At 69.3% G+C, this 13099-nt stretch carries 13 protein-coding genes and 2 pseudogenes; 9 read left to right on the top strand and 6 right to left on the bottom strand.

What is annotated here, in order from left to right:
• The 3 genes from BKN37_RS21180 to BKN37_RS21190 all read left to right on the top strand — a co-directional run.
• The coding region (locus BKN37_RS21180; protein ID WP_071028926.1) for a pyridoxal phosphate-dependent aminotransferase at positions 1–816 on the top strand (816 nt) is incomplete at its 5' end.
• Positions 817–852: 36 nt separating this feature from the next.
• Positions 853–1353: a MarR family transcriptional regulator gene (locus BKN37_RS21185; protein WP_071028927.1), complete on the top strand. Its 501-nt coding sequence runs from the start codon at positions 853–855 to the stop codon at positions 1351–1353.
• 447 nt (positions 1354–1800) lie between these two features.
• Positions 1801–3264 carry a PE-PPE domain-containing protein gene (locus BKN37_RS21190; RefSeq protein ID WP_071028928.1) on the top strand — a complete coding sequence of 488 codons (1464 nt, stop codon included), beginning with the start codon at positions 1801–1803 and terminating at the stop codon, positions 3262–3264.
• Positions 3265–3280: 16 nt separating this feature from the next.
• On the opposite strand, the gene BKN37_RS21195 is transcribed toward BKN37_RS21190, so the two are convergent.
• Positions 3281–4246: an NmrA/HSCARG family protein gene (locus BKN37_RS21195; protein ID WP_071028929.1), complete on the bottom strand. Its 966-nt coding sequence runs from the start codon at positions 4244–4246 to the stop codon at positions 3281–3283.
• 102 nt (positions 4247–4348) lie between these two features.
• Here BKN37_RS21195 and BKN37_RS21200 point away from each other — a divergent pair, with 102 nt between their 5' ends.
• Positions 4349–4813: a MarR family winged helix-turn-helix transcriptional regulator gene (locus BKN37_RS21200; RefSeq protein WP_071028930.1), complete on the top strand. Its 465-nt coding sequence runs from the start codon at positions 4349–4351 to the stop codon at positions 4811–4813.
• A gap of 43 nt (positions 4814–4856) precedes the next feature.
• Here the strand turns inward: BKN37_RS21200 and BKN37_RS21205 are convergent, their stop codons facing one another.
• Together BKN37_RS21205 and BKN37_RS21210 are read right to left on the bottom strand one after the other, a co-directional pair.
• A complete protein-coding gene (locus BKN37_RS21205) occupies positions 4857–6107 on the bottom strand; it encodes a GAF domain-containing sensor histidine kinase (RefSeq protein ID WP_071028931.1) in 1251 nt (416 codons plus the stop codon).
• Positions 6104–6769 carry a response regulator gene (locus BKN37_RS21210; RefSeq protein WP_071028932.1) on the bottom strand — a complete coding sequence of 222 codons (666 nt, stop codon included), beginning with the start codon at positions 6767–6769 and terminating at the stop codon, positions 6104–6106. Before BKN37_RS21210 ends, BKN37_RS21205 begins: the two co-directional genes overlap by 4 nt.
• 118 nt (positions 6770–6887) lie before the next feature.
• Here BKN37_RS21210 and BKN37_RS21215 point away from each other — a divergent pair, with 118 nt between their 5' ends.
• Positions 6888–7472, top strand: a complete 585-nt coding sequence (locus BKN37_RS21215; protein ID WP_071028933.1) for an HAD family hydrolase — start codon at positions 6888–6890, stop codon at positions 7470–7472.
• Here BKN37_RS21215 and mmsB read toward each other — a convergent pair.
• From mmsB to BKN37_RS21230, 3 genes are read right to left on the bottom strand one after another with little or no spacing between them, the layout of a single operon-like run.
• On the bottom strand, positions 7450–8325 hold the full coding sequence (gene mmsB / locus BKN37_RS21220) for a 3-hydroxyisobutyrate dehydrogenase (RefSeq protein WP_083341946.1): 876 nt from the start codon (positions 8323–8325) through the stop codon (positions 7450–7452). The genes BKN37_RS21215 and mmsB overlap by 23 nt on opposite strands.
• A gap of 11 nt (positions 8326–8336) precedes the next feature.
• Positions 8337–9503, bottom strand: coding sequence for an acyl-CoA dehydrogenase family protein (locus tag BKN37_RS21225; RefSeq protein WP_071028935.1), 1167 nt, complete (start codon positions 9501–9503; stop codon positions 8337–8339).
• A 7-nt stretch (positions 9504–9510) separates the two neighbouring features.
• Positions 9511–11031, bottom strand: a complete 1521-nt coding sequence (locus BKN37_RS21230; RefSeq protein WP_071028936.1) for a CoA-acylating methylmalonate-semialdehyde dehydrogenase — start codon at positions 11029–11031, stop codon at positions 9511–9513.
• 142 nt (positions 11032–11173) lie between these two features.
• Between BKN37_RS21230 and BKN37_RS28680 the strand changes: the two are divergent.
• The 4 genes and pseudogenes from BKN37_RS28680 to BKN37_RS21245 form a co-directional block, all read left to right on the top strand.
• A pseudogene (locus BKN37_RS28680) lies at positions 11174–11416 on the top strand (AbrB/MazE/SpoVT family DNA-binding domain-containing protein); the annotation flags it as partial.
• Between the two features lie 57 nt (positions 11417–11473).
• Positions 11474–11615, top strand: a pseudogene (locus tag BKN37_RS28685) (type II toxin-antitoxin system VapC family toxin); the annotation flags it as partial.
• 127 nt (positions 11616–11742) lie between these two features.
• Positions 11743–12147 carry a hypothetical protein gene (locus tag BKN37_RS21240; RefSeq protein WP_071028937.1) on the top strand — a complete coding sequence of 135 codons (405 nt, stop codon included), beginning with the start codon at positions 11743–11745 and terminating at the stop codon, positions 12145–12147.
• 35 nt (positions 12148–12182) lie between these two features.
• A partial coding sequence (locus BKN37_RS21245) for a DDE-type integrase/transposase/recombinase (protein ID WP_131823666.1) occupies positions 12183–13099 on the top strand: 917 nt, incomplete at its 3' end.

Consider the following 13099-nt stretch of genomic DNA (forward strand, 5'->3'; position numbering starts at 1 on the left):
GTGCTGGGGGCGGGGGCGACCGGGGTGGTGATGCAGGTGCTGCACGGGCTCACCCGGCCGGGGGATCGGATTGTGCTGAGCTATCCCACCTTCGACGGGTACCCGATCTTCACCCAGTTGGCCCGGCTGGTGTCGGTCCCGGTTCCGCTGGACCGCCGCGGCCACCACGACCTGCCGGCGATGGCCGACGCCGCGCAACGGGCCCGGGTGGTGGTGCTGTGTCGGCCGCACAACCCGACCGGGGCGGTGGAGCCGATCGTCGAGGTGCAGCGCTTCCTGCGGCGGGTGCCCGACGACACCGTCGTGCTGCTCGACGAGGCCTACATCGAGTTCGTCGCCGCCCAACACCGCATCCCCGGCCCGGCGCTGGTGCGGCGGTTCCCGAATGTGGTTGTGGTCCGGACCTTCTCCAAAGCCTACGGGCTGGCCGGGCTGCGCATCGGGTACGGCTTCGGCTCGTCCGAGCTGGCCCGGGCGCTGTGGACGATGCAGCTGCCGTTCGGCATGCCGGTCACCGCCGCGGTGGCGGTGGCCGCCTCCTATGACGCCGAAGACCAGTTGCGGCAACGGGTTCTGCGCATCACCGGGGAACGCGACTACCTGTGCCGACGGCTGCGGGCCCTGGGTGTCTACGCCACCGACGGGCACGCCAACTTCGTCTACCTGCCGCCGGCCGGGACGCCGTGGCGGGAGGTGCTCGAGGGCGCCGGGGTCCGGGCCCGCTACTACGCCACCGGCGGGGTGCGGATCACGGTCGGCAACCGGGCCTCGAGTCGGGCGGTGCTGGCCGCGGTGGGAAAATCGGCGGTCCGATAGCACCGGAAGTGATCGCCAAGTGCGGTAAGAAAGGGCGTGGCCTCTTCCGACGACCGGGACCCGATCGCCGCGGCGCGGGCCAACTGGGAACGCGCCGGCTGGGGCGAGGTCGCCGACGGCATGGTCGCGGTGACCTCGGTGATGCGGGCCCACCAGATCCTGCTGGCCCGGGTGGAGGCCGCGCTGCGGCCCTACGACCTGAGCTTCTCCCGCTTCGAGCTGCTGCGGCTGCTGGCGTTCAGCCGCACCGGCGCGCTGCCGATCACCAAGGCCTCCGACCGGCTGCAGGTGCACGTCACCAGCGTCACCCACGCGATCCGCCGGTTGGAGGCCCACGGTTTGGTGCAGCGGCTGCCGCACCCCACCGACGGGCGCACCACGCTGGTGCAGATCACCGAGCTGGGCCGCTCCACCGTCGAGGACGCCACCGTCACCCTCAACGAGCAGGTGTTCGCCGACATCGGGATGTCGCCGGCCGAGTCGCGGGCGTTGGCGTCGTCGATCGACACCCTGCGCCAGCACGCCGGCGACTTCTGATTTCCCGCGCGAGCGTGCGTGTCCCCGGTCGACACGCCGGGCAAATCACCGGATCTGCGCACGCTCGCGCAGCGACGGTCACCCCGCGGCGTCGAGTGTGCACGGACGGCGTCGAGTGTGCACGCAGGGCGGAAGTTTCGCGATTTTCTCGCCCACGATTCACGGTCGAAGCCCAGGATTCACACTCGATGTGCGCGGGGCGGTCCCAAGACGATCGGCGGCTCAGCACGTCCGGACGGAAACCCAGGAAGCGTCCCACCAAACCGATATGTTGACGTATCGGATACCCAGATGTAGCTTATGCCGCGGCGTGTGATGTGCGCCACATCCGGATGCGGCGCCTGGGAGGTGGTGATGGCTGACGGTGGTGGGCAACGGCGGTATCGGCCTGCCGGCGCCGACGTCAATGCTGAACTCGGCGTTCCGCTTCGATGCGGGACAGCGGCGATGAGCCAGGTGTTACGCAGCGTCATCACCACGAGCATCGCCATGGCCGGCGCCGGCCTGATCGCCGTCGCGCCGGTGCCGCCGTCTGGGCTTAGTGGGCAGACCCGCGGGGTGTTGCTCACCGGCCTAGACGCCGACACGGCGGACACACCGCTCGGCGACGGCGCCGCGTTGATGGTCGGCGCCAGTGGCATCCCGACACCCAGTCAAGGCTGGATGAACGCCTACGACGCGCTGTACCTGCAGCCCCGCGGTTTCACCGGCACCCTGCAGGCGGTCACCACGCCGGAGTCGCTGTACCCGTTCACCTTCCCGTTCAGTGAGACCTACGACCGGTCGGTGTCGCAGGGGGTGCAGAACGTCGTGGACGCGGTCGACAGCCGAATCGCCGCCGGCGGCGTGGATCCCGCCAACCCCATCGTGATCACCGGCTGGTCGCAGGGTTCCACGGTGGCCTCGGGGGCGATGTCGGCGCTGGCGGCTCAGGGGGTGCCCAGCGACGACGTGCACTTCGTCATCCTCGGTGATCCCAATACGCCGAACGGGGGGTTGTTGGAACGCTTCGACGTCCCGAACGGAACCGATCCGGTCACGGTGCCGAGCCTGGGCCTCACGTTCGGTCACCCGACACCGTCCGATCTTTACCCGGCCGACGTCTACAACATGGAGTACGACGGCGTCGCCGACTTCCCGCGGTACCCGATCAATTTCTTGTCCGACCTCAACGCGTACTTCGGCATGGCTTTCAACCACATCGCCTACGAGGGCCTCACCCCCGAGCAGATCCACGACGCCGTGCAGCTGCCGGTATCGGCGGGCTCCCTGACCGATTACTACATCATCCCGTCCGCGAGCCTGCCGCTGCTGGACCCGCTGCGACTGGTCCCGGTCGTGGGCAATCCGCTGGCCGACCTGCTGCAACCGGACCTGAGGGTGCTGGTGAACCTGGGCTACGGCAGCATCACCAACGGGTGGTCGCCGGGGGACGCCGACGTGGCCACCGCGATGGGCTTCCTGCCGCCCCAGAGTGTGCTGGATCAGGTGCCGCAGGCGCTGCTGAACGGCCTGCACCAAGGCGTTCAGGACGCGCTGAAGGATGTACTGAATCCGGCCAACTACCAGCTGGTTTCGCCCGAGACGATGACGGATGTGCTGGGGCCGATTCTGGGTACGCTCGAAAAGGCCGGGGATCTCAACGACCCGAGCGATTTCTTCCACTTCCTCACCGCCGAACTCAGCGGCATCGAGAACTGGTTCATCCAGGGGTTCAGCGAGGTGTCGTTGACCCACACCGGCATCCCGCCGATCGATATGGCCAGCGCACTATTCACCACCATTCCCAACATGATCGGAGAACTCTTCGAGAACGAGCTGGCCGCGGGCAACCCAGTGGCCGCGGTCGGCGAGCCCGTCGCGCTACTGGCGGGACTGGTCCCCGAAATGCTGGTCGGATCGATCTTCTAACGCTCGCGCGCGACCGTCACGGCACGGTGATGTCGTCGCGGTGCGCCGCCAACCAGTCGCGGAACGACTGCAACTCGGGATTCAACTCCCGCACCCGGGCCAGATCGCGGTCGGCGGTGAACCGTGCGGCGTTCTGCGCGTAGTACTGGAACATGTTGCCCATCTCCACCGCACCGGGAAAGCCCAACGCCCGGTACTCGTCCCAACCGAGCGGCCGGTAGCCGACCGGTTCGCCGAGCGCCGCGGTCAACGCCGCCGCGTACTGGTCACCGGTGAGATGGTCGCCGGCGATGCTGACCGTGGTACCGATGAGCTCCGGGCCGCGTTTGAAGACCCCGAACGCGGTCTTGCCGATGTCCTCCACCGCGATCCCCGACAACGGTTGGTCGGCCAGCGGCAGCGTCAGCGCCGGGGCGCCGTCCGCGTCGCGCGCCAAGCCCATCCCGCCGGCGACGTTGTCGAAGTAGAACGTGGTGCGCAGCAACGTCGTCGGGACGCCGTAGCGCACGAACAACGCGTCGGCCTCGGCCTTGGCGTCGAAGTGCGGCACCTTGTAGCGCCCTTCCACGGTGGGCACCTCGTCGCCGAGGACGTCGCGGGTATCCTCCAGCGTCGACCAAATCACGTGCGCGACACCGGCGTCGCGGGCCGCGCGGGCCGCGTTCTCGGCCTGGGCGAGTTCCATCTCGGCGCGGCTGCGCCGGGCCTCGTCGTCCGGGCTGCGCGGCGCCCAGTAGTTGGTGACGATGTAGGCGCCGTGCGCGCCGTCGAACGCCGCGCGCACGCTGGCTGCGTCGTCCAGGTCGGCCTCGACCACCTGGGCTCCGGCGGCCGCCAGCTCCTGCGCCTTGGCCGACCGCGCGCTGCGGGTCAACGCCCGCACCGCGAACTCGCGATCGGGGTCGGCCAGGATCGCCCGGACCAGGCCACCGCCCTGCGACCCGGTGGCGCCGACGACGGCGATCAGTTTCTGTTCGGTCACAGCGGTCTCCTTAACTCGGCATTTGAGTTGATGTATCAACCTACAACCGAAACAATACTCGGCTGGGTTGATATGTCAACCCAATCGGCTAGGCTGGGGCGCATGACCGACGAACCGTGGCTCAGCGCCGACGAGCAGCGGGCGTGGCGCAGCTACATCGCGATGAGCCAGCGGCTGGAACGCCACCTGGAGCGGCACCTGCAGCGCGACTTCGGCCTGTCGGCGTCCGACTTCGAGGTCCTGGTCAACCTGTCGGAGGCCCCGGACGGGCGGATGCGCGCCTTCGAGTTGGGCGAGATGACGGAGTGGGAGAAGAGCCGACTGTCCCATCACCTGAGCCGGATGGAAAAACGCGGCCTGGTCCGCCGGGAGGCCTGCGGCGCCCGCTACCCGGAGATCGTCCTCACCGACGCCGGCCGCGCCGCCATCGAGGCCGCGGCGCCGCCCAACGCCGCCCGGGTGCGCAAGGTGTTCGTCGACGTGCTGGGCCCCGAGCGGCTGGCGATGGTCCGGGAGGCCTGCGACGACGTGGTGGCGGCCCTCGAGCGGGATCGGGCGCCCGGCTGAGGTGCGCGCCGCCGGCCGCGCCGAGCGTGCGCAGATCCGGGAATTACCTCGGCGCGTAGGCCAGGGACACGCACGCTCGCGCGGAGGGGGAGGACAGCGGGATGGTGGCGGTGACGGCGGTGCCGGCGCCGGGGCGGGACCGGATGTTGAGCCGGCCGCCGACCAGCTCGGCGCGCTCGGCCATCGACAGCACGCCGTAGCCGCCCATCTCGTCGCCGCCCAGCGGGTTCTCGAACGTGTCGAAACCCACGCCGTCGTCGATGATTTCGAGGCGCGCCACGTTCTCCTCCACCCCGAACCGCAGCCGCGCGACGCTGGCCTCGGCGTGCTTGACGACGTTTTGCAGGCACTCCTGCGCGATCCGATACAGCGCCAGCTCGATGTGCTCGGGCAATCGGATGTCGGCCAGCTCCAACTCCAGGTTCAGCTGCGGAATGGAGCGGGCCAGGCTGGCCAGCCCGCCGGCCAAACCGAGGTCGTCGAGCACCGGCGGACGCAGCCCGCTGATCGCCGCGCGGGCCTCGGCCAACGTCAACCGGACCAGCTCGCGGGCCTCGTCGAGCTGCTGGGAGGCCTCGGCGGGGTCGTCGCCGACCGCCCGGGCGGCCGCGTCGAGCCGATACGACAGGGTGATCAGCCGTTGCGAAATCCCGTCGTGAATGTCGCCGGCCAGCCGCCGGCGCTCGATCTCCTGGGCCTCGATCACCTGTTCGACGAACAACTCGTGGGCGCGTTCGCGGGCCACCAGCTGCCGATGCAGCCGGGCCTGATGCATGGCGCCGGCGATCAACCGCCCGATCACGCACAGCAATTCGACGTCACCGGCGCTGAACTCGCGCCGCTCGACGGTGTGCACGTTGAGCACGCCGACCAGTCCGCCGGGATCGGTTTCCATCGGCACCGACACCATCGAGGTGAAGTCCCGCCCGCGCAGCGACTGGATCGGCAGATACCGCGGATCGGCCTCCTTGTCGTCGGTGATCACCACCGGCTCGCGGTGCCGCGCCACCCACCCGGACACCCCGGAACCCAGCGGCAACCGGATCTTGCCGACCTGGCCGTCGAACGGCGGGGTGGCCCCGGCCAGCGTCAGCGAGCGGTCGGTGTCGTCGAGCACGTGCACGAAGCAGACGTCGGTGCCGGTGGCCGCGGTGATGATCCGGGCCGCGGCGGCGGCCAGCGGCTCGACGCCGGGCCCGCTGGAGGCGGCCTGGATGAGTTCGCGCAGCAACACCAGTTCGTGGTCGGCGTCGACGAAGTCGCGCACCGCGTTGGACCGGCGCCGCGCGCTCACTGGTAGATCCCTTCGCGCAGCGCGGTGGCCACCGCCCCGGTCCGGTCGCTGACCCCGAGTTTGCGGTAGATGGACCGCAGGTGGCTTTTGACGGTCTCCTCGCCGATCACCAGCTTGGTGGCGATCCCGCGGTTGGACAGCCCGGACACCATGTAGGACAGGATTTCGCTTTCCCGTTGGGTCAGCCCCTGCCGCGCGCCGGGCCAAAACTCGTCGCGCTGCAACCGGGCCGCGGTGTCGGCCGCCCGGGCCGCCATGCCCGGGTCGATCACGGTTTCGCCGCGGTGCGCCAACTCGATCTGGCGGACCAAATCGTCGCTGCTGATGCTCTTCAACAGGTAGCCGCGGGCCCCGACCCGCAACGCCTGAAACAGGTACTGCTCGTCGTCGTACACGCTGAGCATGACCACCTTGCGGTCCGGGTCGCGTTCCCGCAGCGCCTGGCACAAATCCAGGCCGCTGGCGCCCTGCATCCGCACGTCGCACAGCACCACGTCGGGGTCCAGGTCGGCGATCACCCCCAGCGCGTTGTCCGCACCGATCGCCTGCCCCACCACCTGCACCCGGTCCCGGAACGCGGTCAGCATCGCCTTGAGCCCCTCGATGACCATTTCGTGGTCGTCGACGAGGACAAGGCGCACCGGATCCCCGGGGTGGGTCATGGCAACACTGTAAGGCCTGGTGGCGCCCGGCCGGCGATCGCCGCGGCGGCCCGGTTCACCCGCGCAGACCCCCCATTAGGGGGAGGCAGGACCGGCCGGGTCCCGGCACCCTGCTGTTATGTACCTCACATCACGGCGGACCCGACCCGCGCGCACGTTTTGGTGGGACCGGGCGCGTCCGCTCGACGCCGACCTCAGCCCGCTGCGTGCGGTGCTCTTCGACGCCGAGGCGCTTGGCGAGCTCGACCGCGACGGCGACCGCGTCCCCCGGTCCGGGCTCGATGACCTGGTGATGAGCCTGTTCGTGGCCGGGGTGTGGGTCGCGGTGATCAGCACCGACAGCCGCGACGTGGCCCAGCCCCAGGCCCGGCATCTGCTCGGGGAGGGGCTGGCGGAGACCATCGTCAGCGCCGACGACCTGACCCAGCCCGCCTCGAACGCCGAGCTGTACCGGCTGGCGCTGTGGGAGCTGGGCATCGGTGCCGAGAGCGCGCTGGCGGTGGCGGGCTCGGCCCGCGGGTTGCGCACCGCGGCGGCCGCCGACCTGGCGACGGTGGTGGTCACCGGCCCGGGGTCCGCCGACACGGCGTTCCCGGGCGCGGTGCAGGTCCGCGACGGCTACGACGGGCTGCTGGTCGACGGCTGCCGCGAGCTGTGCCGACGGTGGGGGGTCGCCCGGCTCAGCTGCCGCGCAGCGTCGTGATCACCGCGCTGAAATCTTCGTCGGCGTGCTCGGCGGCGAACGCCGCATAGATCTCGGCGGCGTGGCTGCCCAGCGGCGCCGCCGACCCGGTGGAGGCCACCGCGTCCATCGCCAGACCGAGGTCCTTGTTCATCAGCGCGGTGGCGAACCCCGGTTTGAAATCATGGTTGGCCGGTGAGGTGGGCACCGGGCCGGGCACCGGGCAGTTGGTGTGCACCGCCCAGCAGTTGCCGGTGGCGCCGGTGATCACGTCGAACAGCGCCTGCGCGGACAACCCCAGCTTGTCGGCCAGCACGAACGCCTCGCCGACGGCGATTTGCTGGATCGCCAACACCATGTTGTTGCAGATCTTGGCGGCCTGGCCGGTGCCCGCGTCGCCGCAGTGAATGATCTTGCCGGCCATGGGTTCTAGCACCGGGCGGGCCCGGGTGAAGGCCGCCTCCTCGCCGCCCACCATGAAGGCCAGCGTGCCGGCGGCCGCGCCGGGCACCCCGCCGGACACCGGGGCGTCGACCTGGGCGAAACCGTGCTCACCGGCCAGCGCGTGCACCGCGCGGGCGTCGTCGACGGAGATGGTGGAGCTGTCGATGAACAGGGTGCCGGGTCGGGCGGCCGGCAGGATCTCGGCGTAGCAGGCCTTGACGATCCCACCGTTGGGCAACATGGTGATCACCGCGTCGGCCTCGGCCACCGCGGCGGCGGCACTGTCGAAGACCGCGGCGCCGTGGTCGGCGGCGGCGGCCGCGGCGGCCGGCACCGGGTCGTAGCCGCGCACGGTGTGGCCGCCGGCGATCAGGTTGGCCGACATCGGGCCGCCCATATGGCCCAGCCCCAGAAACGCGATAGTCGACACTGCTGGCCTTCCTAGCCGGTGGCGCGGACCCGCGCGGCCTCGGCGCGGCCGATCACCACCCGCATGATCTCGTTGGTGCCTTCCAGGATGCGATGCACCCGCAGGTCGCGGACGATCTTTTCCAGACCATACTCGCGCAGGTAGCCGTAGCCGCCGTGCAGCTGCAGGGCCTTGTCGGCGACGTCGTAACACGCGTCGGTGACGTAGCGTTTGGCCATCGCGCACAGCTCGACCTTGTCGTCGGCGTCGTCGTCCAGCGCGGACGCGGCCCGCCACAACAACATTCGCGAGGTTTCCAGCGCGGTGGCCATATCGGCCAGGGCGAACCGGATGGTGGGCTCGTCGAGCAGCGCCGACCCGAACGCCTCCCGGTCGGCCAGATAACCGGCCGCCTTGTCGAACGCCGCCTGCGCGCCGCCCAGCGAACACGCCGCGATGTTGAGCCGGCCGCCGTTGAGGCCCTGCATGGCGATGCCGAAGCCGGCGCCCTCGCCGTCGGGCCCGCCCAGCATGGCCTCGGCCGGCACCCGCACCCCGTCGAAGATGACCTGCGCGGTGGGTTGGGCGTTCCAGCCCATCTTGTCCTCGGCGGCACCGAAACTCAGCCCCGGGGTGTCCTTTTCGACGATGAACGTGGAGATGCCGCGCGGGCCGTCGGCGCCGGTGCGGGCCATCACCACATACACGTCGGAGGCGCCGGCCCCGGAGATGAACTGTTTGACCCCGTCGAGCACGTAGTCGCCGCCCTGCTTGACCGCCCGGGTGGCCAGCGCGGCCGCGTCCGAGCCGGCGCCGGGCTCGGTCAAACAGTAGCTGGCGATCAGCTCCATCGACGCCAGCCGCGGCAGCCAGGTCTTGCGCTGTTCCTCGGTGCCGAAGCTGTCGATCATCCACGCGCACATGTTGTGGATGGACAAATAGGCGGCCGTCACCGGATCACCGGTGGCGAGTTGCTCGAAGATGCGCACCCCGTCTAGGCGGCGCAACCCGGACCCGCCGACGTCCTCGCGGCAGTAGATCGCCGCCATCCCGAGCCCGGCCGCCTCGCGCAGCACGTCGGTGGGGAAGTGGTGGGTGGCGTCCCACTCCAGGGCATGCGGGGCGAGCCGCTTGCCGGCGAACGCGGCGGCCGTTTCGGTGATCACCCGTTCGTCGTCGTCCATCTCGAAGAATCGCATGCCGGCCCTATTCCATGGTGGGGATGTGGAATTCGGCACCGTCCTTGATGCCGGACGGCCAGCGCTGGGTGACGGTCTTGACCTTGGTGTAGAACTGGATCGCGGCCGGACCGTGCTGGTTGAGGTCGCCGAACCCGGAGCGTTTCCAGCCGCCGAAGGTGTGGTAGGCCACCGGGACCGGGATGGGCACGTTGACCCCGACCATGCCGGCCTGCACCCGGGCGGTGAAGTCGCGGGCGCTGTCGCCGTCCCGGGTGAAGATCGCCACCCCGTTGCCGTACTCGTGTTCGGACGGCAGCCGCAGCGCCTCTTCGTAATCGGCCGCGCGCACGATGCACAGCACCGGCCCGAAGATTTCGTCGGTGTAGATCGACATGTCGGTGGTGACCCGGTCGAACAGGGTGGGCCCGATGAAAAAGCCGCTCTCCAGGCTCTCCTCACCGAAGGTCAGGTCGTTGCTGGCCCGCTCGCGGCCGTCGACCACCAGCTCGGCGCCGGCGGCTACCCCCTGCCCGATGTAGTCGCGGACCCGGGCCAGCGCGGCCGCGGTGACCAGCGGCCCGTAGTCGGCCTTGGGGTCCAGGCTGTGACCCACCCGCAGGTTGTTGATCCGCTCCACCAGCCGGGCCCGCAGCCGGTCGGCGGTCTGCTCGCCGACCGGCACCGCCACGCTGATGGCCATGCAGCGTTCCCCGGCGCTGCCGTAGCCGGCGCCGATCAACGCGTCGACGGCCTGATCCAGATCGGCGTCGGGCATCACGATCATGTGGTTTTTGGCGCCGCCAAAGCATTGGGCGCGTTTGCCGTTGGCGGCGGCGGTGGCGTAGATGTACTGCGCGATGTCGGAGCTGCCGACGAACCCGACCGCGGCGATGTCGGGGTGGTGCAAGATCGCGTCGACGGCCTCCTTGTCGCCGTGCACCACCTGGAACACCCCCGGCGGCAGACCGGCCTGGATAAACAGTTCGGCCAGCCGCACCGGCACCGACGGGTCCCGCTCGGACGGCTTGAGAATGAACGCGTTTCCGCACGCCAGCGCCGGGCCGGCCTTCCACAGCGGGATCATCGCCGGGAAGTTGAACGGGGTGATGCCGGCGACCACGCCCAGCGGCTGCCGCAGCGAGTACACGTCGATGCCGGGTCCGGCGCCCTCGGTGTATTCGCCCTTGAGCAGATGCGGGATCCCGACGCAGAACTCGACGACCTCGATGCCGCGCTGAATGTCGCCGCGGGCGTCGGCCACCGTCTTGCCGTGCTCGCGCGACAGCAACTCGGCCAGCTCATCCATGTTGGCGTTGACCAGCTCGATGAACCGCATCATCACCCGGGCGCGGCGCTGCGGATTGGTGGCCGCCCAGCCCTTCTGGGCCTCGGCGGCCGAGGCCACCGCCGCGTCGACGTCGGCGGCCGAGCCCATCGGCACCGTCGCTTGAACCTGGCCGGTGCTCGGGTTGAGCACATCGGCGGTGCGCTGCGATTGGCCCGCGGTGCGCTGACCGTCGATGAAGTGCGCAATCTGTGTCGTCATGACTTATCCCGTGAAGTTCGCGTGTGGAGGGCAACGCCCAGAATACTTGCATATCCTAGTAAATGTCGGTCCGGGTTGGCAAGGGTACAGGCGCACTTAGCGCTCCACGCTGCGGTAATGCCGCGACGGTAAAACCCGTGCTATGCGGACTACCATCGATCCGTCGGGACGGCTGGTGATTCCCAAGCGGATTCGCGACCGCCTGGGCTTGCGGGGCAACGAGGAGGTGGAGATCACCGAGCGCGACGGGCGTATCGAGATCGAACCCGCGCCAACCGATGTCGAACTGGTCCGGGACGGCTCCGTTCTCGTCGCGCGTCCGGGGCGCCCGCTGCCTCCGTTGACCGACGACATCGTTCGGGAAACGCTCGAGCGCGTACGGCGGTGTGGCGCCGGACACCAGCGTCCTGGTGGCGGGATTCGCGACTGGCACGAAGGGACCGAGCACGATCTCGCCGGCGGCGCCACCTACGACGCGGTGGTCGGATTGACCGCGCGCCGCCGGGGCAACCTTGTTGACCCGCGACCTGCGCGCAGTTAAGACCTACGACCGGTTGGGCGTGGATTTCGAGCTGATCACCTGAGGGTGGCGTGCCGGTGGCTGCTGAAATCGACGCGTAAATTCCCCAAACTGCCGATTTGCGGGGCTATCCCTCTTTGCCAGCCTGGTTGTGAGTCAGTTGGTTCGCATTCGGGTGAAGGGGTGGGTTGGTGTCGATCAGTGCAGGGTTCACGGTGGCGGAGATCCGCGAGTTGGTGTTCGAGTATCAGGGTCTAGCGCATGGCCGCAAAGGTGGGTGGTTGGCCGCGCGCGGGATCGGGCACTGGCAGATGAGGCGGTGGCGAGACGCGGTATTTGACGGTGATCTCGACAGGGGGCTGATCCCGCGGCAAGGTGGTCCTGTGACGCTGCCCCCAGGTAGACGGGCCGCGGCTGCGCGCACGCGGGCCGCCGAGCTAACCGCCCATGAGCTCGAGGTCGACCGGCTCACCGCGCGGATCCGTGAGTTGGAAGAGACCAATGATGCGTTGGGAAAAGCTATCGGGCTTTTGCACGCGATGAGCGAGCACGAGCCCGCCGATACCCCGACGACGACCGATCCATCCGATTCCTGACCGCCGAAAACCAGCTCGTCGCCGAGCTGACCGCGGTGACCGGCTCGCAGCGCAGCGCGTTGTCGATTGCGGGTGTGGCCCGCTCGACGTGGCATTACCGCCACCATCCGCGCCAACGTGTGGTGGATCCGATCCCGCACAAGGCCCGCGCCTATCGGTCCCGGATTCCCGAGGCTGACCGCGCGGCGATTCAGGAGTTGATCGGTGCGGGCTGGACAGACGGGGTCTCGGTCGATCACGCCTTCGCCAATGCCTGGGATGCCGGGATCATGCTCGCCTCGCGCCGCACGTGGTGGCGTATCGCCGCCGATATCGACGATCAGTCCGACCGTCCGGTCGCACCCACTCGGGCTCGCGGCGGCACCCCGATGCGGCCTGCCCCGGTGCTGCAGGCCACCGCGCCCGGGCAGGTGTGGAGCTGGGATATCACCGATCTGCGCACACCGTGGCGGGGTGTGTCATTCAAGGCGTACTCGATCATCGACATCTACTCACGCAAACTCGTCGGCTGGCGCGTCGAGGACCGCGAAGTCGATGATCTCGCGGTCGACATGTTCAAGACCGCCTTCGCCGAACACGGCCAACCCGCTGGGGTGCACGCCGATTCCGGGCCGGCGATGCGCTCAAACGCACTCAAAAAACTGCTCGCCGACCTGGGGATCACCTCGACCCACAACCGGCCGCGGGTCAGCAACGACAACCCGTTCTCCGAATCGGAGTTCCGCACCATGAAATACCGGCCGAACTACCCCGGTGTCTTCGAGACCATCGAGGATGCTCGCGCCTACATGGCCTGGTATGTGCCCTGGTACAACCAGAACCACAAGCACTCCGGCATCGCCTTGTTCTCACCCAACGACGTCCATAACGGCAGCTGGCGTCAACTCTGGGAACAACGCCACACCACCCAGCAGACCTACTACGCGGCCCACCCCGAACGATTCCGCCGACC

The sequence above is a fragment of the Mycobacterium talmoniae genome, from assembly GCF_001854525.1.
Taxonomy (GTDB): Bacteria; Actinomycetota; Actinomycetes; order Mycobacteriales; family Mycobacteriaceae; genus Mycobacterium; species Mycobacterium talmoniae.